This is a genomic window from Mesorhizobium sp. CA6 (assembly GCF_020165035.1).
Taxonomy (GTDB): Bacteria; Pseudomonadota; Alphaproteobacteria; order Rhizobiales; family Rhizobiaceae; genus Mesorhizobium.
The window spans coordinates 123,160-144,180 of the sequence record NZ_JAIUHI010000007.1; the positions used below are offsets into that span (position 1 = coordinate 123,160).

Sequence of the window (21,021 nt, forward strand, 5' to 3'; positions counted from 1 at the left end):
AGCCACCTCATGAATGCCCCGCCTGCTGATGCAAGCGGGGCGTTTTCACGTCCGGACGTTACTCGCCGCCGACGTCGAAGCGCAGCCGCTTCGCCGAGTCGATCGACTTGTGCGCGCGTACCTGCTCCAGCACACTTTCCGGGAAGGGCGCATCGAGATAGAGCAGCGCTATCGCATCGCCGCCCGGTCGGTTGCGGCCGAGCTGGAAGTTGGCGATGTTGACGCCGTTCTCGCCGCACACCGTGCCGAGCAGGCCGATGATGCCGGGCGCGTCGGCATTGGTGGTGTAGAGCATGTGCTGGCCGACCTCGGCATCGAGATTGATGCCCTTGATCTGGATGAAGCGCGGCTTGTGGTCGGAGAAGCAGGTGCCGGCGATCGAGCGCGTCATATGCTCGGTCTTGACGGTGAGCTTGATATAGCCGTCGAACACGCCCGACTTGTCGCGCTTGACCTCGGCGACGATGATGCCGCGCTCCTTCACCATGATCGGCGCCGACACCATGTTGACGTCGGAGACCTGCGGCCGGATGAGGCCGGCAAGGGCAGCGCTCACCAGGGCGCGCGTGTTCATCGTCGCGGTCGAGCCGTCGAACAGGATCTCGACCTCCTTGATCGGATCCTCGGTGACCTGGCCGACAAAGGCGCCGAGCACTTCGGCAAGCTTGACGAAGGGTTTCAGCCGCGGCGCCTCCTCGGCTGTGATCGAAGGCATGTTGATGGCGTTGGAGACCGCGCCCTTGATCAGGTAGTCGCTCATCTGCTCTGCAACCTGCAGCGCGACATTCTCCTGCGCCTCGGTGGTAGAGGCGCCGAGATGCGGCGTTGCCACGACATTCTCCATGCCGAACAGCGGGTTCTTCTCGGCCGGCTCGACCTCGAACACGTCGATGCCGGCCCCGGCCACCTTGCCGCTCTTCAGCGCCGCGACCAGGTCCGCCTCGACGATCAATCCGCCGCGGGCGCAATTGATGATGCGCACGCCGTCCTTCATCTTGGCGATCGCCGCCGCATCGATGATGTTGCGCGTCTTGTCGGTCAGCGGCGTGTGCAGCGTGATGAAATCGGCGCGGGCGAAGAGCTCGTCGAGCTCGACTTTCTGAACGCCGAGCTCCTCGGCGCGGCTGTCCGACAGGAACGGATCGAAGGCGATCACATGCATCTTCAGGCCGACGCCGCGCGTGGCGACGATCGAGCCGATATTGCCGCAGCCGATCACGCCCAGCGTCTTGCTGGTGATCTCGACACCCATGAAGCGGTTCTTTTCCCACTTGCCGGAATGGGTCGAGGCATTGGCTTCCGGTATCTGCCGCGCCAGCGCGAAGATCATCGCCACCGCATGCTCGGCCGTGGTGATCGAATTGCCGAAGGGCGTGTTCATCACGATGATGCCCCTGCGGCTGGCGGCCGGAATATCGACATTGTCGACGCCGATACCGGCGCGGCCAACGACCTTGAGCCTGGTTGCCGCATTGATCAGCTTCTCGGTGACCTTGGTCGCCGAGCGGATGGCGAGGCCGTCATATTGGCCGATCACCTCGGCGAGCTTTTCCTTGTCCTTGCCGAGATCGGGCAGATAGTCGACGTCGATGCCGCGATCCTTGAAGATCTGCACGGCGGTGGTGGAAAGTTTATCCGAAACGAGAACGCGGGGCGCCATTGCGGCCTCCTTGACGTGGGAATGGATGTGTCGGGAAATGGCGGCCCGCGGGCCGCCATGAAACTCAGGCCGCTGCCTTGAGCGACGCCTTTTGCGTGGCGAAGGCCCAGTCGAGCCAGGGCAGCAACGCTTCGAGATCGGCGGTCTCGACGGTGGCGCCGCACCAGATGCGCAGGCCGGGCGGGGCATCGCGGTAGGAGCCGATGTCGTAGGCGACGCCTTCCTTGTCGAGCGCGGACACGATCCCCTTGGCGAAAGCCGCCTGGCTATCGGCGTCGAGCGCCGCCACTTGCGCGTCGGTGAAGGAGAGGCACACTGATGTGTTCGAGCGCGTCGCCGGATCGACGGCGAGGTGGCCGAGCCACGTCGACTTCTCAGCGAACCGGTCGAGCACCGCGGCATTCGCGTCCGCGCGGGCGATCAACGCTTCCAGGCCGCCGATCGACTTCGCCCAGCGGAGCGCATCGAGATAATCCTCCACGCACAGCATCGACGGCGTGTTGATGGTCTCGCCCTTGAAGATGCCCTCGATCAGCTTGCCGCCCGAGGTCAGGCGGAAGATTTTCGGCAGCGGCCAGGCCGGCTTGTAGGTCTCCAGCCGCTCGACGGCGCGGGGCGACAGGATCAGCATGCCATGCGCGCCCTCGCCGCCCAGCACCTTCTGCCAGGAGAAGGTGACGACATCGAGCTTCTCGAAATCGAGCCTTTGCGCGAAGGCGGCCGATGTCGCGTCGCAAATGGTCAGGCCCTTGCGGCTCGCGGGAATGAAATCGCCGTTCGGCACGCGCACGCCCGAGGTCGTGCCGTTCCAGGTGAAGACCACGTCGCGGTCGAAGTCGACCTGCGCCAGATCGGGCAGCTCGCCGTAGCCGGCCTCGAACTTGCGAACATCGGCGAGCTTGAGCTGCTTGGCGACATCGGTCACCCAGCCCGAGCCGAAGCTCTCCCAGGCGACCATGTCGACGCCGCGCTCGCCAAGCAGCGACCAGAGCGCCATCTCGACCGCGCCGGTGTCCGACGCCGGCACGATGCCGATGCGATAATCTGTGGGAACCTTGAGGATTTCGCGCGTTAGCTCGATAGCCTGCTCGAGCTTCGCCTTGCCGATCTTGGCGCGGTGCGAGCGCCCGAGCGCGGCGGCTTTCAGCGCCTCGACCGACCAGCCGGGGCGTTTTGCGCAGGGACCTGAAGAGAAATTGGGGTTTGCCGGACGGAGTCCGGGCTTGGTAAGCGTCGTCATCGTGGTCTATCCTTCCAGATAGTGGCCCCTCGTTGGGGAGGGGTGGCCCACGGACGGCGATATGCGCTCAGAGCTTCGGCGTCAAGAGCAAAGTTTTTGTCGCGGACGGGATATTCGCTCCAACTCGCGCTCGATCCGAAAGGAGAACGGCGGGCCCTTAGGACCCGCCGTCGAAACCTCTCAGCCTGCGTGGCTCACCAGAGATCGTAACGCAGCCCAAGCTTGATCTGATGATTGCTGATGCCCTTGTGGACAGGGAAGGAATTCAGGCTTGCGGCCGTGACATATTCGGCCTCGGGCGCGGAGAAATACTGATAGCCAAGGTCGATCAGAACATTCTTCGAGACCTGGTAGGCAAGGCCGGCGTTCAATGTGTAGGCCAAGGAATATTTTGTTTTGCTGCTGCGCCGAGAGAAGTCGTCGCTTGCATCCCCGTTGTCGGTGAAATAATCCGCCGAAAGACTGTATTTGCTTTGAACGATACCAATACCCGCGCCGATATAGGGCGTGATGCCGACATATGTGCCAAGATCGACATAGCCGTTCAATATGCCTGAGAAGGCATAGTTCTTGAGGTTTCCATCTCCCACGGTCGCCGTTGCCGGTGCCACCACGGTTGCTGTGTCGTCATAGCTGAAGCTGGCTTTGTTGCCGGGCAGGTAGCCGAGGTTGATGTCGGCGCGAAGGTAATCGTTGAAATGATATCCGAAGCCGATGCTCGCGAAATACGCGTCCTCGCTCTCGCTAAAACTTTCGCTGGCGATCGTCGACGGGAAGGTGAAATCCCCGTTCTTGAAGCTCTTGCTCGCCAGATACGAGACATCGCCGCGCAGGTACCAGCCCGAGCCGATCTCGACCGGCTGATAGTCCGGCGCCTGATCGACATAGATCGGCGGATCGTAATCGGCCGCAAGCGCCGGCGTCATCGGCAACAGGATGATTGCGGCAAGCGCTGACGCGATACGCGATCTGGATATCATGGTCCCCGGCTCCTGAAATTGGCGCCAACCGCGAACGCGGGCGCCGTTTCAAGGAGCCATTGTTAACCATAGTGGTTAAGTGGCGGTTAAGGATAACGGCCGGTTACCGAATTGATTTCAATCAACATTTATCAGCGACGCATAAACGAAAGCCGCCCGGCTAGCGCCGGGCGGCTTTGAAATTCCAGGATTCAGGAAGCGATTACTTGGTGTAGATCGGTTCCGGTTCCGGCACGTAGGGCTCCGGCGGCGGGGCGCAATCGGACTGGCCGCCGAACTGGTAGCGGAGACCGCCGCGTACCTCATGCACGTTGATGCCACGGTCGTAGCCAGGGCCGACATTGCTGTCCGAAGCGTATTCGAACATCTTGCCGCCATTGATGTGGCTGTAGCGGTAGCCGACGTCCAGCTTGACGCGATCGGTCAGACAGTACGAGGCGCCGGCCATAAGGGCATAGGCGAAGCGCCAGCCCTTGCCGCCGCGATGAAAGAAGTCTCCGTCGAGATCGCTGTTGTGAAGCGTGTCCCACTTGACCCAGGCGCCGCCGATGCCGGCGCCGACGTAAGGTGTAACCCCATGCCATGTGCCGATGTCGATATAGGCATTGGCCAACAGCAGCAGGGCCGAGTAGGAGGAAGTGTCGACAGAAGTACAAGGCACCCCGCCGGCGCAGAAGCCGTCGGTTGAGCCGCGGAAGTTCGATTTGCCCATCCAGTCGGCCGTGAGATCGGTGCGGAAATACTGGTTCACCTGGTAGCCGACGCCGGCGCCGGCAGATAACGCACCCTTGAGAGAACCGCTGGCGAAGCTGCCTTGGGTCTGAGGTGCGGCACCATAAGTGATGTAATCGCCGCCGCCGAAGCGCGACCAGTGATAGTCGATGTCGCCGCGGATGTACCAGCCGCCTACATCGACGGGCTGCACTTCGGCGATGGGCGGCGGTGCCGGCTCGACGGGAGGCGGTTCCGCGAGATCGGCGGCGAGAGCCGGTCCGGCTATCCCCGCGAACAGCGCGGCAAGCAATGCCATTCTTGCTGTCTTGAACATTCTGTCACCCCTAAGAAGCCTCGGGACGACTCCCGCCCGAAGATGATTGACCTCGGGTTTGGATAATGAATTGCAAAGGTTAAAAGCCGTTTAACCGTACCGATTAACCACGAATCTATACAATTTTAGAGGGTAGGTCGTTGTCCGATCGGCCCGCCCGGCGACCAAAAGCCCGCCTGGCAGCGGGCTTGCGGATTTAGAGGAACTGCGGGACGGCGTTCAGGCGGCGCTGCGGGTGTCCTGCAGGATGCCAACGATATCGTTGACGACCGCTTCGACCAGCTGTGGATCATCGCCCTCGGCCATGACCCGGATGAGCGGCTCGGTGCCGGAGGGACGGATCACCAGGCGGCCGGCTTTGCCAAGCCGGTTGCGCGCATCCTCGATGGCCGCCTTGACCGCAGCTTCCTCCAGCGGCTTGCCGCCGGAGATGCGGACATTCTTCAAGAGCTGCGGCACCGGCTCAAACTTCTTCGACACTTCGCTGACCGGCCGGTTCTGCCGCTTGATGCAGGCCAGCACCTGCAGCGCCGAGACCAGGCCGTCGCCGGTGGTCGAGAAATCGGACAGCACGATATGGCCGGACTGCTCGCCGCCGACATTCAAGCCATGTGCGCGCATGTGCTCGACCACATAGCGGTCGCCGACCTTGGTGCGGTGCAGCTGCAGCTTCATGTCGCCAAGAAAGCGTTCCAGCCCGAGATTGGACATTACGGTGGAGACGACGCCGCCGCCGGCCAACCGCCCGCTCTGGTGCCAGGACTCGGCGATCAGAGCCATGATCTGGTCGCCGTCGACGATGGTGCCGTTCTCGTCGACGATGACGACGCGGTCGGCGTCGCCGTCGAGCGCGATGCCGATATCGGCGCGGACCTCGTGCACCTTCTTCTGCAGGCCGGCCGGATGGGTCGAGCCGCACTCCTTGTTGATGTTGAAGCCGTTCGGCTCGACATTGATCGCCACCACCTCGGCGCCGAGCTCCCACAGCGCCTCGGGCGCCACCTTGTAGGACGCGCCGTTGGCGCAGTCGACGACGATCCTCAGCCCAGAAAGCGACATCGAGCGCGGCAGCGTGCGCTTGGCGAATTCGATATATCGGTCATGCACGCCGTCGACGCGCTTGGCGCGGCCGAGCCCATCGGAATCGGCGAGCGCCAGCTCGATGTCCTTGTCGAGCATGCCTTCGATGCGTTCCTCGATCTCGTCGGAAAGCTTGTAGCCGTCGGGACCGAACAGCTTGATGCCGTTGTCGTAGTAAGGATTGTGCGAGGCCGAGATCATCACCCCGATGTCGGCGCGCAGCGAGCGCACCAGCATGGCGACCGCGGGCGTCGGTATTGGGCCGAGCAGGAACACGTCCATCCCGGCGGCGCACAGGCCCGCCACCATGGCGTTCTCGATCATGTAGCCGGAAAGCCGCGTGTCCTTGCCGAGCACGACACGGTGTCGATGATTGCCGCGCTGGAAGGAGAGCCCGGCGGCCATGCCGACGCGCATGGCGACCTCGGCCGTCATCGGAAATTTGTTGGCGCGTCCGCGGATACCGTCGGTGCCGAAATACTGACCTGCCATGTGTCTCAAAGTCCCCGTCGGTTTTTCAGCCGCCCGTTTTGCCACAAATTGAGCCGCATCCGATCATCAAATTTCGTGATTGTATATTACCAATTCTTAGAAAAACATTGTAGCGGGCGATGCAAGCGATTCGACAGCCTGTCACCACCTTTGACGTGGCGGCGCTATACCTGCCGGTGCGAGGCTTGTCGGCGCCCTGTTCCCGGCAAAGCCTGGCTGGCGGCGAACCGGCAGGCAATTCATCACCTTATCGCGAATAACACACTTTGTGAGAGCGCCTGTGCCGGAAGCATCTGGCGCAACCGGACATTGAGAGCTATTGATTTGGCATAGGGACACTTATTGGCGGCAGCAAGGGAGAAAACGCCATGCTTATTCATAGACTTGCAGCTTTGACGGGTATCGCCGTCGCAACCTTGTTCCTGGCGGCGCCGGCCAACGCGCTGACCATGGCCGAGTGCAGCACCAAGTATAACGCGGCCAAGGATGCGGGAACGCTCGCCGGCCAGACCTGGAACCAGTTCCGCAAGGCCCAGTGCGGCAGCGACGCCACCGCGACCGACACCAAGGCCGCGACCGATACGAAGGCCGCCGACACCAAGCCCGCCAAGAAGACGAAGGCGGCCGCCGCTGCCGACGACGCGGCCAAGGGCCTGAGCTCCAAGGAGTGCAGCACCAAATACCAGGCCGCAAAATCCGCCGGCACGCTCAACGGCATGAAGTGGAACGACTTCCGCAAGGCCGAGTGCGGCCCTGGCGCAACCGCTGCGGCTGCCACCGCCCCCGCCACCAAAACCGCCACGACGACCAAGACCTCGACCGCCGCTGCCGATGGCGGCAAGGGCCTGACCATGGCCGAGTGCAGCACCAAGTACCAGGCTGCGAAGACCGCCAACAAGCTGAACGGCATGAAGTGGAACGACTTCCGCAAGGCCGAATGCGGCGCAGGTGCCGACGATGACGACACCGTGCCTGCGCCGACTGAGGCGACTTTCACGAAGGAACCGGCCAAGCCGACTGTGACCGCCCCGAAGGGCGTCACTTTCCCGGCCGCCATCTCGCCGAAATTCGCCAACGAGACCCCGGCCAAGGGCCGCATGCATACCTGCCTCGAGCAGTACTATGCCAACAAGGATGCCAACACGCTGAACGGCCTGAAGTGGATCCAGAAAGGCGGCGGCTTCTACAGCCTGTGCAACGCCAAGCTGAAGAGCTGATCGCCTAATTATTCGAAGGAAAAAGGCCCGCGCGTCGCAAGATGCGCGGGCCTTTTGTTGCAGGCGAAAACGCCCGCGGCCTTGCTCGCATCTGCATATGGCGGGACTGTCGGTATCGTCGATTTGCCCACACTGCCCATCGCCAGGTTTTGTCGGGAGCTCGCAAAGATTCCAGTTGAACATATATGGAACAAACAGTATACAAAAGATGTCCAACTTATCATCAATCAGGAGGGTCTCAATGTTCAGTTTGAAATTGGCGGCGTTGGCTGTGACGGCATTGGTCGCTTGGAACGCCTCACCTGCGAGCGCGCTGACGATGAAGGAATGCAGCGAGACCTATCGGGCGGCCAAGGAAGGCGGCACTCTGAACGGCATGGACTGGGCCGCTTTCCGCAAGGAGAAATGCGCGACGTCCGCCGCGGAGAGCGTCAGCGCGGATCCGGTCACATCCGCGGAGCAGCAGAAAACGGAAACCAGCGCGGCGGTCGTCCCCACGGTAGCGCCGGCGGGCGTGACATTCCCAACCACCCTCGCCGCCGAGTTCAAGACCGAAAAGCCCGCTAAGGCCCGGATGAAGACCTGCCTGCAGGGTTACCACAACAACAAGGAAGCGGGTACGTTGAACGGCCTTCGCTGGATCCAGAAAGGCGGCGGTTACTACAGCCTCTGCAATGCGCGGCTGAAAGCTGAATCATAAAAATCAAATACGGCGGATAAAGCGGTTCACCGTTTTTCCCGCAGACGTTGAGCCATCATCCTCGGGAGTATCTGGGATCTGCTGTTGGGCGATATCTACGCGCCAGGACGAGGGAAGCCTTGCCTCGTCTCCAATGCAAACAAAAACGCCGCGGAGCAAGCCGCGGCGTTTCTCGATCAGTCTTTCGCGCACTACCTCAGCTTGACGGCTGCGGCTCCATGCCGCCTTCGGGCTCGGGGCCCTTCTTGCGGCGGCCGCCGGTGCCGGCCTTCGGCACGGCCGAGCCGCGGCTGGGCGGGGTGTCGTCGCCGAGGTCGCGGGCGGGCTTGTTGCCCGCGATCAGCTGCTTGATCTCGTCGCCGGACAGCGTCTCGTATTCGAGCAGTCCTTCGGCGAGCGCGATCCACTCCTTCTTCTTCTTGGTCAAGATGGTCTTGGCGGTCGAATAGGCGTCGTCGATCAGGCGCCGCACCTCGGCGTCGATGATCTGCGCCGTCTCTTCCGAGATGTTCTGGGTGCGCGCCACCGAATGGCCGAGGAAGACCTCTTCCTGGTTGTCGCCATAGGCGACGTGGCCGAGCTTGTCGGAGAAGCCCCAGCGCGTGACCATGGCGCGCGCCAGCTTGGTCGCCTGCTCGATATCGGAGGAGGCGCCCGACGTGATGTTCTCCTTGCCGAACTTGAACTCTTCGGCGACGCGGCCGCCCATCATGATCGCAAGCCGCGAGATCATGTACTTGTAGCTCATCGAATACCGGTCGCCTTCCGGCAACTGCATGACCATGCCGAGCGCGCGGCCGCGCGGGATGATGGTTGCCTTGTGCAGCGGATCGGCCGACGGCACGTTGAGCGCCAGGATCGCGTGCCCGGCCTCGTGATAGGCGGTCAGCTCCTTCTCGGCCTGCGTCATCGCCGACGAGCGGCGCTCGGCGCCCATCATGATCTTGTCCTTGGCGTCCTCGAACTCGGCCATGGTGACGAGCCGCTTGTTGCGGCGCGCCGCCATCAGCGCGGATTCGTTGACGAGGTTCATCAGATCGGCGCCGGAAAAGCCCGGGGTGCCGCGCGCAACCACCTTGAGGTCGACATTGGGCGCCAGCGGCACGTTGCGCACATGCACCTTGAGGATCTTCTCGCGGCCGACGATGTCGGGGTTCGGCACCACGACCTGGCGATCGAAACGGCCGGGCCTCAGCAGCGCCGGGTCGAGCACGTCGGGCCGGTTGGTGGCGGCGATGAGGATGATGCTCTCGTTGGACTCGAAACCGTCCATCTCGACCAGAAGCTGGTTCAGCGTCTGCTCGCGTTCGTCATTGCCGCCGCCGAGGCCGGCGCCGCGATGGCGGCCGACCGCATCGATTTCGTCGATGAAGATGATGCAGGGCGCGTTCTTCTTGGCCTGGTCGAACATGTCGCGCACGCGGCTTGCGCCTACGCCGACGAACATCTCGACGAAATCCGAGCCGGAAATGGTGAAGAACGGCACGTTGGCTTCACCGGCAACCGAGCGGGCGAGCAGCGTCTTGCCGGTGCCGGGCGGGCCGACCAGGAGCACGCCGCGCGGGATCTTGCCGCCGAGGCGCTGGAACTTCTGCGGATCGCGCAGGAACTCGACGATTTCTTCGAGATCTTCCTTGGCCTCGTCGACGCCGGCGACGTCCTGGAAGGTGACGCGGCCATGCGCCTCGGTCAAAAGCTTGGCCTTCGACTTGCCGAAGCCCATGGCGCGCCCGGAGCCCGATTGCATCTGGCGCATGAAGAATATCCACACGCCGAGGATCAGGATCATCGGCAACCACGAGATCAGATAGCCGAACAGCGAATTGGAGCCGTCGGTCTCGGGCTTTGCGGTGATGGTGACGTTTTTGTCCTGCAGCCTGGAGACTAGCGACGGGTCGCCGGGCGAATAGGTCTGAAAGCCGTTGGCGTTGTCCGTGTAGTTGCCGAAGATGCGGGCGCCGGCGATGGTCACGCTTTTGACCCGGCCCGACGCGACGTCCTGCAGGAACTGCGAATAGGCGATATCCGTGGTGGCGCCGCGCGTCTGCGGCGTCTGGAAAAGATTGAACAGGGCTATGAGCAGGACCGCTATGATCGCCCAGAGCGCGAGGTTGCGATAATTCGGATTCATCTATTGTCCCGTTGGCGTCCGCGCGCGGACCCGCGATGATGGATTAGCTTGGGCCTAACATAGGGAGAGCGCCCCCCCTTGCCAAGCAGAACAGCACGTATCGGTTAAGCTTTCGCCCACCCTCAACCACCATCATGGCGGCGGAATGGCAGTGCCGGCAACGGCGGCGCGCCGACCAGGGCCGCCGCGGCGGCGGCGGGCTCGATGTCGAAGGACGGCAGGAAGCGCGCGAAAGGAGCCACCGCCGGAGCGATCGAGACCGATCGCGAGCCGGCATTGCCGCCCGCAAAACCAAGGCATTCGCTGGCGGACCACAGCGCGGGCTCCGCGGCAAGCGCGGCGCGCGAAAGGCTCGGCGGGATATCCTCACTCAAGGGCGCTTTCCCGGCGGCGGCCGCCCCCAGCGGCGCGATCACCAAGTCGCCAGGCCCGTCTTTCAAAGTGATGCGCCGCCGATTGTCCCAGAGCCGGTTGTGCTGCGGTGGCGCGGCGGCAGGCAGGCCGCGGTTCTCGCGGCGAAGGAAAATGCCGGTTCGTCGCGCGTCGATAACCGTCCGCGACAATGTGGCGCGAAACGGAGCGGACCGCAGGCGCGAAAGCAGCGCAGCGCAGCGCGTCTCGTCGGCAAGAAACGAGACGCCGCCGATGGTGGCCAACAGGATGCGCAGCGCATGGATGGCGGCTTGGCCATCCTCATGTCCGGCAAACTTGCGATCGAGGCGGATGAGGCCCGGAACCGGCCTGGCGGCAAAGGCGTCGATGAGCATGGCGGCGCGGCGGCCGATTTCCCGGCGCTCGAGAGCCGCCTGGCCCGCCCGTACCAGCGCCTGCGCGACACGCTGTTCGCCGTCGCCCTGAGCGAGCTTCGCCCGCACGCGCGGCCGCTCGAAGCGGGCATCGGCATTGGTCGGATCCTCGATCCAGCCGATGTCGCGAGCCCGCAGCATCTCGCGCAGTGCCGCGCGCCTTGTGCCAAGCAGCGGCCGGACGATCCATGTCCGCCAGTCGAACAGCGTGGCGGGCGCCATGCCGGCGAGGCCCCGGCCCTCATCGTCGCGCGCCTGCCGCATCAGCACCGTCTCGGCCTGGTCGTCGGCGGTGTGGCCGGTCAGGATCAGCTTGATGCCTTCGGCGCCGGCAGCTTCGGCAAGCAGCCGGTAGCGCGCCTCGCGCGCGGCGGCCGCCAGACCGGTCGCGGGCTTGTCGCCGCGCCAGGCAAGAATGCGATGCGCGATGCCGCGCTCGGCGCAGAAGCGTTGAACGAGCCGCGCCTCAGTGGCCGAGTCCGGCCTCAGGCCATGATCGATGGTCACCGCGAGCAGCCTGGCGGCCGATGCCGTCCGGTCGAGGTGATCTTTGAGGAGAAGGAGAAGGGCGGTCGAGTCGCTGCCGCCGGACACGGCAGCAATGGCGCCGGTCGAAAGATCCAGGTCGGAGAAAAGGCAGTCCAAAAGGTCAGGTTTGCTGTCGGGCGTCAGCACGACGCCAGGGCCCTTTCCTGCTTGATGCGTTCCTTGAGGGCGCCGGAAACATCGGGATAGCGCTTGCCGATTTCACTGAAGGTGGCGCAGGCGACGTCGTTCTGCTTCAGGCCGACCAGCGAAACGCCGAGCTTGAGCAGCATGTCGGGCGCCTTCTTCGCCTTCGGATAGTCCTTGCTGGCGGCGAGGAAGACTTCGGCCGCGTCACGGTATTTCTGCTGCCCGAGCAGAGACTCGCCTAGCCAGTAATGCGCATCAGCCGCCTTGGCGTCCTTGGGGAAGCGGGAAATATGGTCGCGAAAACCCTGCTCGGCGGTCGGATAATCGCCCGACAGGATGAATTGGTAGGAATTGCGATAGAGCTCGTCGGGATTGTTGGTCGACGGCAGTGCCGCCACTTCGGTGCCGCCGGACTTGCTCTTCTTGGCCGGCGTCTCGGCGGAAGGAGCGTTTGCCGTGGCCGCGGGAGCTTCCGCCGGCGCGCTGGCCTGCGGGCCGGTCTCGGCATTGACCACGTTGCCGTTCTTGTCGACGGTGATGGTGCCGAAATTCTTCGGCGGCGCGCCGGTGATCAGCTTGCCGGGATCGCCGGTCTGCGATTCCACGATGACGTCGCCAACGCTTTTGCCGCCGTTTTGCGCACCGGTGCCAGCCGGCGGCTGCGTCGCCGGGGCCTGGGCGACGCTATTGTCGGCTCCGGCGTCGCCGGTGCCGGATTGACCGGTGCCGGCATCGCCGAGATTGGTGTTGCCGTTATTGTTGTCCTGGGGCGCGGCTTCCGATTTCTTCTGCCCGGCCGGCTTGGCGCCTCCTTGGCCCTCGAGCTGCTGGAAACGGAACTCATTGTCTTCCTGCTGCTTGCGGATCTGTTCCTGCATCTGCAGGATCTGGAAATTCATCTCCTCGATCTTGCCGTTCAGCTGGCGCAGTTGGTCTTCCAGGCCAGTCACGCCGGCGCCGCCCTCCTGTTGTGCGACCTGCGCCTGTTCCGGCTTCATCTTGTCGCCGAAGATGCCGAGCGTGGGCAGATGGAAGGTGAACCCGCTGTCGGCGGCCGGCCCGGCACTGTCGGCCGGCGCGGCAAGGCTTGGGAGGCTTGATACGAGCAGCAGCGCAAGCGTGCCGCTCAGGACCGTTCTGAAGTGCATTCTGTCTCTCGCGGTGGGTGTTGGCCTGATGCGCCTTTCCAAATCAAACAAGGGAGGAAGCGCCCTCGCGCTCATAGCAGGACGCGAGACTTCGGCCAAATTTTGTTTCGGTTTGTTGCAAAGGAAAAAGGCGGCCCTGAGGCCGCCTTTCATTTTTGGGATGTTGTATTTTTGTCGCCTGGGACGCCGAGCGCCGTTACCGAAAATCGACCCCGATCTTCGGTATCATGCGTCAGGAGCCGGCGCCGGAAAGCGTGGTGACGGCGCGGCGGTTCTGCGACCAGCAGGAGATGTCGTCGCAGACCGCGACCGGACGCTCCTTGCCGTAAGAGATCGTCTTCAGGCGGCCGGCGGAGACGCCCTTGGAGACAAGGAAGTCGCGGGTGGCGGCGGCGCGGCGGGCGCCCAGTGCCAGATTGTACTCACGCGTGCCGCGCTCGTCGGCATGGCCTTCGATGACGATCGCATACTGGCGGTACTGGTTCAGCCACTGCGCCTGGCGGGCCAGCGTGGTCTGTGCGTCGGCGCGGATCGACGAGGAATCGGTATCGAAGAAGATGCGGTCGCCGATGTTGACGGTGAAGTCCTGCGCCGAACCGGGCGTCGCGGCGCCGGCACCGTTGAGGCCGAGATCGGCCGCGCTGTTCGGGGTTTTCTTCGAGGCGCAACCGGTAATGGCGAGCGCCATCACGAGAGCGATCATCGCTGGGTTTCTGGTAAGTGCTGCGATACGGCCCATGCCGCCTCTCCTTCGCATATGAGTGATTTCGTTGATCACCCAGTAACCACGTTTGGGTTAACCGGCATTCAAGAAACACGGTTAATTTTTGGTTTCGAGCCGCCCCCGCGGCTCTTCTGGTCCCACGCATTTACCAAGGGCAAGACTGCGCGCGGACACTAGGCAGAAATGCGGCCAAAACGCGACCAAGGGGAAAGCAGGATTTTGAGCCGCCCGCTTTCTTCATTTCTTCAATTCTTCAATTCCCCAGTTCCCCGCCCCTCACTCAAGCAACGGCGACCAAGCCGGGTCCGAAGCATAGTTCGCCGTCGGAATCTGCTGCTCGTTGCGGCCGGTGAGATCGACCGAGACCAGCTTGGGGCCGCCGGCGGAGTCGCGGAAGAACATCAGCACGCGGCCGTTCGGCGCCCAGGTCGGACCCTCCTGCTGGAAGCCGGAGGACAGGATGCGCTCGCCCGAGCCGTCGGTCTTCATGACGCCGATCTGGAACTCGCCGCCGCTCTGCTTGGTGAAAGCGATGAGATCGCCGCGCGGCGACCAGACGGGCGTCGAATAGACGCCGTCGCCGAAGGATATGCGGTGCGGATTGGAGCCGTCCGCGCCCATGACATAGATCTGCGAACGGCCGCTGCCGCCGCCGCGGTCGGAGGTGAAGACGATCTGCGAGCCGTCCGGCGAATAGGAGGGAGAAGTGTCGATCGCGGTCGAATCGGTGAGCCGCGTCGTCGAGCGGCTCCTCAGATCCATGGCGAAGATGTTGGAGTTGCCGTCGTCGCGCAGCAGGCTCATGATCACCTTCTGGCCGTCGGGCGAGAAGCGCGGTGCGAAGGTCATGCCGGGGAAGTTGCCCACCAGCTCGCGCTGTCCGGTCTCGATCTGCAGCAGATAGACCTTCGGCTGCCCGCTTTCATAGGACATGTAGGTGATTTCCTGCCGGTTCGGCGAAAAACGCGGCGTCAGAACGATCGCGCGGCCGTCCGACAGGTAGCGTATATTGGCGCCGTCCTGGTCCATGATGGCGAGCCGCTTCTTGCGGGCGTTCTTGGCGCCGGACTCGTCGACGAAGACCACGCGCGTGTCGAAATAGCCCTTTTCGCCGGTGATCCGCTCATAGATGGCGTCGGCGATGATATGGGCGACGCGCCTGGTGTTGGCGTCGTTGGCGAAGAACTGCTCGCCCGCCATCTGCTGGCCCGCAAAAGTATCCCACAACCGGTACTGGGCGCGGATGCGTCCGTCGGCTTCCTTGCCGACGCTGCCGGTGACCAGCGCCTGCGCGTTGATCACCTTCCAGTCGTCGAAGCGCGGTGTGGCGTCCGGACCGGAAATCTTTTCGATGAACGCGCTCTTGTCGATCGGCGCGAACAGCCCGGAGCGCTTCAGGTCGGCGGTGACGATCTCGGTGATCTGCGCGCCCAGCGCATCATTCGACTGAAAATCCGTGATGGCGATCGGTAGCGGTTCGACATTGCCCTTGTTGACGTTGATCTCGACGAGAGCCCATGCCGGCGCGGCCGCGCCAACGATAGAACCCAGTGCAATTGTCGCGACCATCAGGAGCGGCTTGAGGGTGAATTTCATATCTTCTCGCTTCTCTTCGCTGATTGTGCGGAGGGCAGGCCTCAGAGGCCAAGCATTTCCCTCGGATCGAAAGTGACCTTGATCTGCGCCCAGATGTCCTGTTTTCCGGGAGGAACCTGCAGGCCGGCCATGTTGCATTTCTGGATAGCGCGCACCGCGCTTTCGTCGACCTGGCGGTTTCCGCTCGATTTCTCGACGACAGGCCGGCCGTCCAGCTTGCCTGAGGCGTCGAGGTTGAACGAGATCACGGCGATGAGATCGTCCGAGGCTTCCATGCCCGCCGGGAAGGTCCAGCAACCCGCAAGCTGATCGCGCAGGGCCCCTTCCTCCGACTTCGACAGCTTCTGGCCCTGGTCCTTTTCGCCGCCCAGCGAAGCCTGCTGCGTCGAGCGCTTGGCGCCGCCGCCGGACGGCTTCTGCTTGTCCAGCAGGGCGGAAATCTCATCGGCATTGAACTGCTTGTCGTCCGACTTCGGCTTGGAAGATGCTTCCTTCACCGGCTTGTCGGCGTCCTTGCGGTCCGGCGCCTTGGCGCTTTCGGCCTGGGCCGGCTGCGGCTTCGGCCGCGCTTCCGGCGCAGGCGCGGAGTCCGGAAGCTTGGCCTCGTCGGTGGGTTGCTGCTGGGCGATCGCCTCGGCGACGGCGTCGGGCTTCACCTCGTCCTTCGAAATAGCGGCGGTCGTGTCCTTCGGCGGCGTCGGTGTCGGCTGCTTGGCGGGCGTCGGCTTGGGCTCCGTCTGCTTGACCGGCTCGGGCTTGACCTCTTCCTTCGGCGTCGGCGTCGGCGCAACTTCCGTCGCCGGGGTCGGCTTCGGTTTTTCCTGCGGCTTCGGCACGTCCTCGACCGCCGGCTTCTCGGTCGGCGTCGGCGCGGGTGGCGGCGCCGCCGTTTTCTCGACCGGCTTCGGCTTGGCTTCGTCCGTCACCGGCTTATCGGTGTCGACGGTGTTCTCGCCGACCTTCTGTGCATTGGGCACGACGTCCGGCCGCTTGGTCGGCAGCGGCGCCGGTTTTTCATGCATCACCGACTTCTTGTCACCCTGCAGCGTCTGCGGCACGGCTTCCATAGGCACAATGTCGACCGCCACCGACTCCACGTCGGCCGCGGGCATGGCAGGTGGCGACGACAGCGTGAACAGCCCGAAGGCCAGCGCCACCGTATGCAAGATCACCGATGAGGTGAGGCCGGTCCGCATTTGGCGTCTACTGATCCTGTTCCTGCAGCGAGACCAGGCCGATATTCTTGTAGCCGGCCGCCGAAATGCGGGCCATCACCTTCATTGCCGTGCCGTAATCGGTCGCCTTGTCGCCGCGGATGAAGATGCGTTCGTCGTAACCGGTCTTCGAGATCGCCTGCAGCTTGGCTACCAGCTCCTCGATCGGGATCTCGGTCTCCTGCAGGAAAATCTTGCCCGTCGAGTCAATCGAGACGGTGATCGGCTGCGTGTCGACATTCATCGCCTTGGCCTGCGTGTCCGGCAGGTCGATTGGAACGCCGACGGTGAGCAGCGGCGCCGCGACCATGAAGATGATCAACAGCACCAGCATCACGTCGACCATCGGCGTGACGTTGATCTCGGACATCAGGGCATGGTGACGGCCGCGCCGCCTATGGCCGCGTCCGCCTCGCCCCGAGCCACTTGCGCCTGCAGCAGACATCCCCATTGTCGATCCTCAGCCCTTCTGCGCTACTTTTTCATCGATTTGGCGCGAGAGTATGGCGGAGAACTCGTCCGCGAAGCCTTCCATGCGCATGCCGATCTTGTTCGCGTCCGATGACAGCTTGTTGTAGGCGATGACCGCGGGAATGGCCGCGAGCAGGCCGATCGCGGTGGCGAGCAGCGCCTCGGCGATACCGGGCGCCACCACCGAAAGGCTGGTGTTCTTCGAGGCGGCGATCGCCTGGAACGACGTCATGATGCCGATGACGGTGCCGAACAGCCCGATGAAGGGTGCGGCCGAGCCGGTGGTGGCGAGGAAGCCGAGCCGACCCTCCAGCTTCTCCATCTCGCGCGTCAGCGCCAGGTCCATCGCCTTGTCGATGCGGGTCTGCAGCGCCAGCGCCGATTTTGCGCCCTTTTCGAAACTCTTCTTCCATTCGCGCATGGCGGCGACGAAGATCGCGCCCATCCCCGTGGTCTTGCGATCGGCCAGCGTGCGGTAGAGATCCTCCAGCGACTGGCCCGACCAGAACACCTGCTCGAAGCGGTTGAGCGCCAGCCGCATGCGGCTATAGGCGACGAGTTTGTCGATGATGATCGCCCAGGTCCAGATCGAGGCGCAGAGCAGGCCGATCATGACCAGCTTGACCACCCAGCCGGCCTGCATGAATAGGGCCCAGAGCGACAGATGCGCGCCCGGTTCGGCGAGTGCGATATTTTCCATGACTTACGTCCTTAAGATTTTCCGGGCATCGCTGGCGGCTGGCCCATGGGCATTCCTTTGGTCCGATCGCGCGAAGCTAGAAGCTTGCGGATAGCCCCGAATGCACCGTTTCGCGGCCTTTTCGAGGCAAATATTGGTGAAAGGAAGGCGCACGGATTGCGCCAATCTTCGCCAATTCCTTCATGAACCGTTATGGTTAAGGATGGGTTAGGGGATCAGGCGCGGCGCATTGCCGCGCATGGCTGGGGCGGCCGGCAACCGGAGCCGTCCGGTTGAAGCCTTCAAGATGGGCCTCGCGTGGAAGCTTCAGGCTTTTGCCTTCGGCATGAAAGCCGCGATCCATTCCTTTGGGAAACGCTTTGGCCGGCCGCTTTCGCCGACGATCGCCGCCTCGACCTTGGCCTCGACCAGCACGTCGCCGCCGCGCTTCAATTGCTGGCCCATGAAGATGCGGGCGCCGGAAATATCGTCGGTGCGCGTGTCGATGGTGAGGATATCGTCCATGCGCGCCGGCGAACGGAAGTCGATCTCCATGCGCCGCACCACCCAGACGATCCGCTCGCCATGCTTGCCGTCCAGGAGTTCGGTGTGGTGGACGCCGGTCAGCCTCAGATAGTCGGAGCGGCCGCGTTCGAGGAATTCGAGATAGCGCGCATGATAGACGACGCCGGAGAAATCCGTGTCGGCATAGTAGACCCTCGCCATCAGCCGGTGGCCGAACTCCGTCAGCGCGCCGGAAAGCCCGGCGCCGAGCGCCGCCGATTCACCATGATCGTCCATCGCGCTTTCCTTTTCAGGCCCGAACAGGCACCTAAAGCCCTCGGGCTTTAGGCATTTTTCTATGCGTGTCGTTGTCCCAAAAACCGCTGCACACTTTTGGGCGACACGCACTGTTTTCGCGCGGGAACGGGATGGCACTGTTGGGCACGATGATCAAGACCTTGATGGCGGCGCTGCTTGCGCTTGGCCCATTGGCGTTGCCCGCCGCAGCGGCGACTTTCTCGATGAAGCGCGGCCTCAATCTCGACCAGTGGGTCACCTGGCCGGTCGAGGATAGATGGGGCGAGCGCCAGGCGATCCTGCCTTATCCGGAGTGGCGCAAATTCCTCAAGGAGGGCGACCTCAAGGCACTCAAGGGTGCCGGTCTCGATTTCCTGCGCATGCCGGTCGATCCCTCGCCCTTTCTTTCGGACCGCACCACGGCCCTTCGCGACGACCTCTATGCCAGCGTGCTGGCCTCCGCGCGCATGATCAACCGTGCCGGCCTGAAGGTGATCGTCGACCTGCATCTGATCCCCGCCGGCGGCAACCGCAAGATCGGCATGAGCGAGGTGATGCATGACGCGGCCGTCTTCGATGCCTATGCCGAGCTGGTGCGCAAGATGGCGCGGACGCTGGCCAAGGAGGATCCGAAGCTTGTCGCGCTGGAACTGATGAACGAGCCGCTGGCCGATTGCGAGGCGAACGGCACCAACCTTTGGCCCGACCGCCAGAAGCAGCTGTTCGCCGCCGCGCGCGCCTCCGCCACCAGGCTGACGCTGATCCTGACCGGCGGCTGCTATTCGAACGCGGAGTCGCTGGCCAGGATCGACCCCAAGACGATCGCCGATGACAACATCATCTGGACCTTCCATTCCTACGATCCGTTCCTTTTGACGCATCAGGGCGCAAGCTGGGCCGGCGACTTCATCCCCTACGTAACCGGCCTGCCCTATCCGTTGACGGCTGTCCCGAAGGCGCAACTCGACATGGCGCTGGACGCGATCCGCGACCGGATCAGGGCCGAGGCGCCCTGGGCGCGGCGAAGCGGCCTACTTAGCTATCTCGACGAGCAGGTGGCGACGACGGACAGTCCTGAAAAGCTGCTTGGCGTGATGGATGCGCCGTTCGCGACGGTCGACGCCTGGGCGAAGGCCAACGGCGTCAAGCCGCAGGACATCACGCTCGGTGAATTCGGCATGATCCGCAAGGAATACGGCAACAGCTTCGTCATGCCGGCCGCATATCGCGCAGCCTATATGCGCGACATGATCGTCCGCGCCGAGGCGCATGGCTTTTCATGGTCGGTGTGGAGCTATGGCGGCGCCTTCGGCGTGGTCGACGCCTTCGATGGCGAGAAGGCGGAACCTGACGTGATGGACGTGATCAGGTCGCTGCGCTGAGACGGCGGGCCGGGGCGACGCGCCTCAGCCGAGATCGATCTGCAAGATCTCCGGCTGCACCCCGAAACGTATCGGAGCGATGCTGAAGCCCAGTCCTCCCGAGACGATCAGGTTGCGGTCGTTCTCGACGACATGGCCGTAGGCGTAGCGATTGCCATAGGCCGAAGGCACGACTGGCGAATAGCCGAACAGCCGCACCTGTCCGCCATGCGTGTGCCCGGACAAGGTGAGCGAAACCCTCCACGGCACCTTTGGAAAAATGTCCGGCTCATGCGCAAGCAGGATGATGGGCGCAGTGTCGCCGACCTTGGCCAGCGTGCCGGGAAGATCGTCGAGGCCGGTGAGGCCCCTGCGGCCCTTGGCCTTGTTCGGCAACAGCGCAATCTGGTCGGCCAGGCCTGCGATCCAAAAAACCTGTCCGTCCTTTTCCAGGCGCACGACGTCGTTTTCCAGCACCGGAATGCCGACGGCCTCCAGCGCCTTGCGTGAAATGGTCGGCCCTGCCCCGGCTGCCTGCGCGGTGCGGTCCTCCCACCAGTCGTGATTGCCGAGGATCGAGAACACGCCAAGCGGCGCCTTGAGCCCGGACAGCGCGGGCGCCCATTCCGACGCGTTTACCCAGCCGGTCACCAGCCGGGTCCCGGCGGGGTAGTCGCCAAGCATGACGATCACGTCCGGCTGCAACGCATTGGCTTCTTCGGCAAGTGCCGCGATCCGTTCCGGCGTCATCCACGGCCGGCAGGCATGGATGTCGGCCAGCGCCACGACGCGCAGCTTGAGCCCGGCGGGCCAGTGCGGCGGCGTCAGCGTGTAGCGCTTCACATGGGTCAGCAGCATCGGCTCGATGCCGACGGCATAGGCGCCAAGCGACACCAGGCTGAAGGCCGAGCCGCCGACAAGGCGCAGGAAAGCGCGTCTGGTGATCATAGGTCGCCCCAAGCCCTAGGATAGCGTCAGATACGCCTATCTTAAAGGAT

At 63.6% G+C, this 21,021-nt stretch carries 18 protein-coding genes; 3 read left to right on the forward strand and 15 right to left on the reverse strand.

The features are described from left to right. Nucleotides 1-58: 58 nt before the first annotated feature. From serA to glmM, 5 genes are all read right to left on the reverse strand, one after another. On the reverse strand, nt 59-1,660 hold the full coding sequence (gene serA, locus LB526_RS12650; protein ID WP_224627864.1) for a phosphoglycerate dehydrogenase: 1,602 nt from the start codon (nt 1,658-1,660) through the stop codon (nt 59-61). Between the two features lie 64 nt (nt 1,661-1,724). Further along, entirely contained in the window at nt 1,725-2,900 is a 1,176-nt protein-coding gene (locus tag LB526_RS12655) for a phosphoserine transaminase (protein ID WP_224627866.1), read from the reverse strand. Nucleotides 2,901-3,094: 194 nt separating this feature from the next. Next, nucleotides 3,095-3,880, reverse strand: a complete 786-nt coding sequence (locus LB526_RS12660; protein ID WP_224627867.1) for an outer membrane protein — start codon at nt 3,878-3,880, stop codon at nt 3,095-3,097. A 202-nt stretch (nt 3,881-4,082) separates the two neighbouring features. Next, nucleotides 4,083-4,928, reverse strand: coding sequence for an outer membrane protein (locus tag LB526_RS12665; protein ID WP_224528009.1), 846 nt, complete (start codon nt 4,926-4,928; stop codon nt 4,083-4,085). A 219-nt stretch (nt 4,929-5,147) separates the two neighbouring features. Next, nucleotides 5,148-6,500: a phosphoglucosamine mutase gene (glmM, locus tag LB526_RS12670; RefSeq protein ID WP_224627869.1), complete on the reverse strand. Its 1,353-nt coding sequence runs from the start codon at nt 6,498-6,500 to the stop codon at nt 5,148-5,150. A 368-nt stretch (nt 6,501-6,868) separates the two neighbouring features. Between glmM and LB526_RS12675 the strand changes: the two genes are divergently transcribed. After that, nucleotides 6,869-7,717, forward strand: coding sequence for a hypothetical protein (locus tag LB526_RS12675; RefSeq protein ID WP_224549289.1), 849 nt, complete (start codon nt 6,869-6,871; stop codon nt 7,715-7,717). Between the two features lie 241 nt (nt 7,718-7,958). Then, on the forward strand, nt 7,959-8,417 hold the full coding sequence (locus LB526_RS12680; RefSeq protein ID WP_224528015.1) for a hypothetical protein: 459 nt from the start codon (nt 7,959-7,961) through the stop codon (nt 8,415-8,417). A 196-nt stretch (nt 8,418-8,613) separates the two neighbouring features. Here the strand turns inward: LB526_RS12680 and ftsH are convergent, their stop codons facing one another. The 9 genes from ftsH to ybgC all read right to left on the reverse strand — a co-directional run bounded on the left by ftsH (nt 8,614) and on the right by ybgC (nt 18,662). After that, nucleotides 8,614-10,548 (reverse strand): ATP-dependent zinc metalloprotease FtsH, encoded by a 1,935-nt coding sequence (gene ftsH / locus LB526_RS12685; protein ID WP_095767284.1) that lies wholly within the window; start codon nt 10,546-10,548, stop codon nt 8,614-8,616. 122 nt (nt 10,549-10,670) lie between these two features. Beyond that, complete coding sequence (gene tilS / locus LB526_RS12690) at nt 10,671-12,029, reverse strand: tRNA lysidine(34) synthetase TilS (protein WP_224528019.1); 1,359 nt, start codon at nt 12,027-12,029, stop codon at nt 10,671-10,673. Then, nucleotides 12,023-13,177, reverse strand: coding sequence for a tol-pal system protein YbgF (ybgF, locus tag LB526_RS12695; protein ID WP_224627871.1), 1,155 nt, complete (start codon nt 13,175-13,177; stop codon nt 12,023-12,025). Before ybgF ends, tilS begins: the two co-directional genes overlap by 7 nt. Nucleotides 13,178-13,409: 232 nt before the next feature. After that, nucleotides 13,410-13,916: a peptidoglycan-associated lipoprotein Pal gene (gene pal, locus LB526_RS12700; protein ID WP_095767281.1), complete on the reverse strand. Its 507-nt coding sequence runs from the start codon at nt 13,914-13,916 to the stop codon at nt 13,410-13,412. Between the two features lie 261 nt (nt 13,917-14,177). Further along, nucleotides 14,178-15,470: a Tol-Pal system beta propeller repeat protein TolB gene (tolB, locus tag LB526_RS12705; RefSeq protein ID WP_224528395.1), complete on the reverse strand. Its 1,293-nt coding sequence runs from the start codon at nt 15,468-15,470 to the stop codon at nt 14,178-14,180. Between the two features lie 68 nt (nt 15,471-15,538). Beyond that, entirely contained in the window at nt 15,539-16,693 is a 1,155-nt protein-coding gene (locus LB526_RS12710; RefSeq protein ID WP_224602211.1) for an energy transducer TonB, read from the reverse strand. Between the two features lie 7 nt (nt 16,694-16,700). Further along, entirely contained in the window at nt 16,701-17,162 is a 462-nt protein-coding gene (tolR, locus tag LB526_RS12715) for a protein TolR (protein WP_411967501.1), read from the reverse strand. 9 nt (nt 17,163-17,171) lie between these two features. Next, nucleotides 17,172-17,882: a protein TolQ gene (tolQ, locus tag LB526_RS12720; protein ID WP_095767277.1), complete on the reverse strand. Its 711-nt coding sequence runs from the start codon at nt 17,880-17,882 to the stop codon at nt 17,172-17,174. 306 nt (nt 17,883-18,188) lie between these two features. After that, nucleotides 18,189-18,662, reverse strand: a complete 474-nt coding sequence (gene ybgC, locus LB526_RS12725) for a tol-pal system-associated acyl-CoA thioesterase (protein WP_224627873.1) — start codon at nt 18,660-18,662, stop codon at nt 18,189-18,191. Between the two features lie 131 nt (nt 18,663-18,793). On the opposite strand from ybgC, the gene LB526_RS12730 reads away from it, so the two are divergent. Further along, nucleotides 18,794-20,044 carry a glycoside hydrolase family 5 protein gene (locus tag LB526_RS12730; protein WP_224627875.1) on the forward strand — a complete coding sequence of 417 codons (1,251 nt, stop codon included), beginning with the start codon at nt 18,794-18,796 and terminating at the stop codon, nt 20,042-20,044. A 24-nt stretch (nt 20,045-20,068) separates the two neighbouring features. On the opposite strand, the gene LB526_RS12735 is transcribed toward LB526_RS12730, so the two are convergent. Next, on the reverse strand, nt 20,069-20,971 hold the full coding sequence (locus tag LB526_RS12735; protein ID WP_224627877.1) for a metallophosphoesterase: 903 nt from the start codon (nt 20,969-20,971) through the stop codon (nt 20,069-20,071). Between the last annotated feature and the right edge of the window lie 50 nt (nt 20,972-21,021).

Bases quoted from the DNA above. Each gene is read 5' to 3' on its own strand.
- tolB (WP_224528395.1), bottom strand. From the start codon at position 15,470: ATGGTCGCGACAATTGCACTGGGTTCTATCGTTGGCGCGGCCGCGCCG.
- ybgF (WP_224627871.1), bottom strand. From the start codon at position 13,177: ATGCACTTCAGAACGGTCCTGAGCGGCACGCTTGCGCTGCTGCTCGTA.
- LB526_RS12680 (WP_224528015.1), top strand. From the start codon at position 7,959: ATGTTCAGTTTGAAATTGGCGGCGTTGGCTGTGACGGCATTGGTCGCT.
- tolR (WP_411967501.1), bottom strand. From the start codon at position 17,162: ATGGGGATGTCTGCTGCAGGCGCAAGTGGCTCGGGGCGAGGCGGACGC.
- pal (WP_095767281.1), bottom strand. From the start codon at position 13,916: ATGGGCCGTATCGCAGCACTTACCAGAAACCCAGCGATGATCGCTCTC.
- LB526_RS12710 (WP_224602211.1), bottom strand. From the start codon at position 16,693: ATGCGGACCGGCCTCACCTCATCGGTGATCTTGCATACGGTGGCGCTG.
- serA (WP_224627864.1), bottom strand. From the start codon at position 1,660: ATGGCGCCCCGCGTTCTCGTTTCGGATAAACTTTCCACCACCGCCGTG.
- ybgC (WP_224627873.1), bottom strand. From the start codon at position 18,662: ATGGACGATCATGGTGAATCGGCGGCGCTCGGCGCCGGGCTTTCCGGC.
- LB526_RS12660 (WP_224627867.1), bottom strand. From the start codon at position 3,880: ATGATATCCAGATCGCGTATCGCGTCAGCGCTTGCCGCAATCATCCTG.
- LB526_RS12735 (WP_224627877.1), bottom strand. From the start codon at position 20,971: ATGATCACCAGACGCGCTTTCCTGCGCCTTGTCGGCGGCTCGGCCTTC.
- LB526_RS12730 (WP_224627875.1), top strand. From the start codon at position 18,794: ATGGCACTGTTGGGCACGATGATCAAGACCTTGATGGCGGCGCTGCTT.
- tolQ (WP_095767277.1), bottom strand. From the start codon at position 17,882: ATGGAAAATATCGCACTCGCCGAACCGGGCGCGCATCTGTCGCTCTGG.
- LB526_RS12655 (WP_224627866.1), bottom strand. From the start codon at position 2,900: ATGACGACGCTTACCAAGCCCGGACTCCGTCCGGCAAACCCCAATTTC.
- LB526_RS12675 (WP_224549289.1), top strand. From the start codon at position 6,869: ATGCTTATTCATAGACTTGCAGCTTTGACGGGTATCGCCGTCGCAACC.
- glmM (WP_224627869.1), bottom strand. From the start codon at position 6,500: ATGGCAGGTCAGTATTTCGGCACCGACGGTATCCGCGGACGCGCCAAC.
- ftsH (WP_095767284.1), bottom strand. From the start codon at position 10,548: ATGAATCCGAATTATCGCAACCTCGCGCTCTGGGCGATCATAGCGGTC.
- LB526_RS12665 (WP_224528009.1), bottom strand. From the start codon at position 4,928: ATGTTCAAGACAGCAAGAATGGCATTGCTTGCCGCGCTGTTCGCGGGG.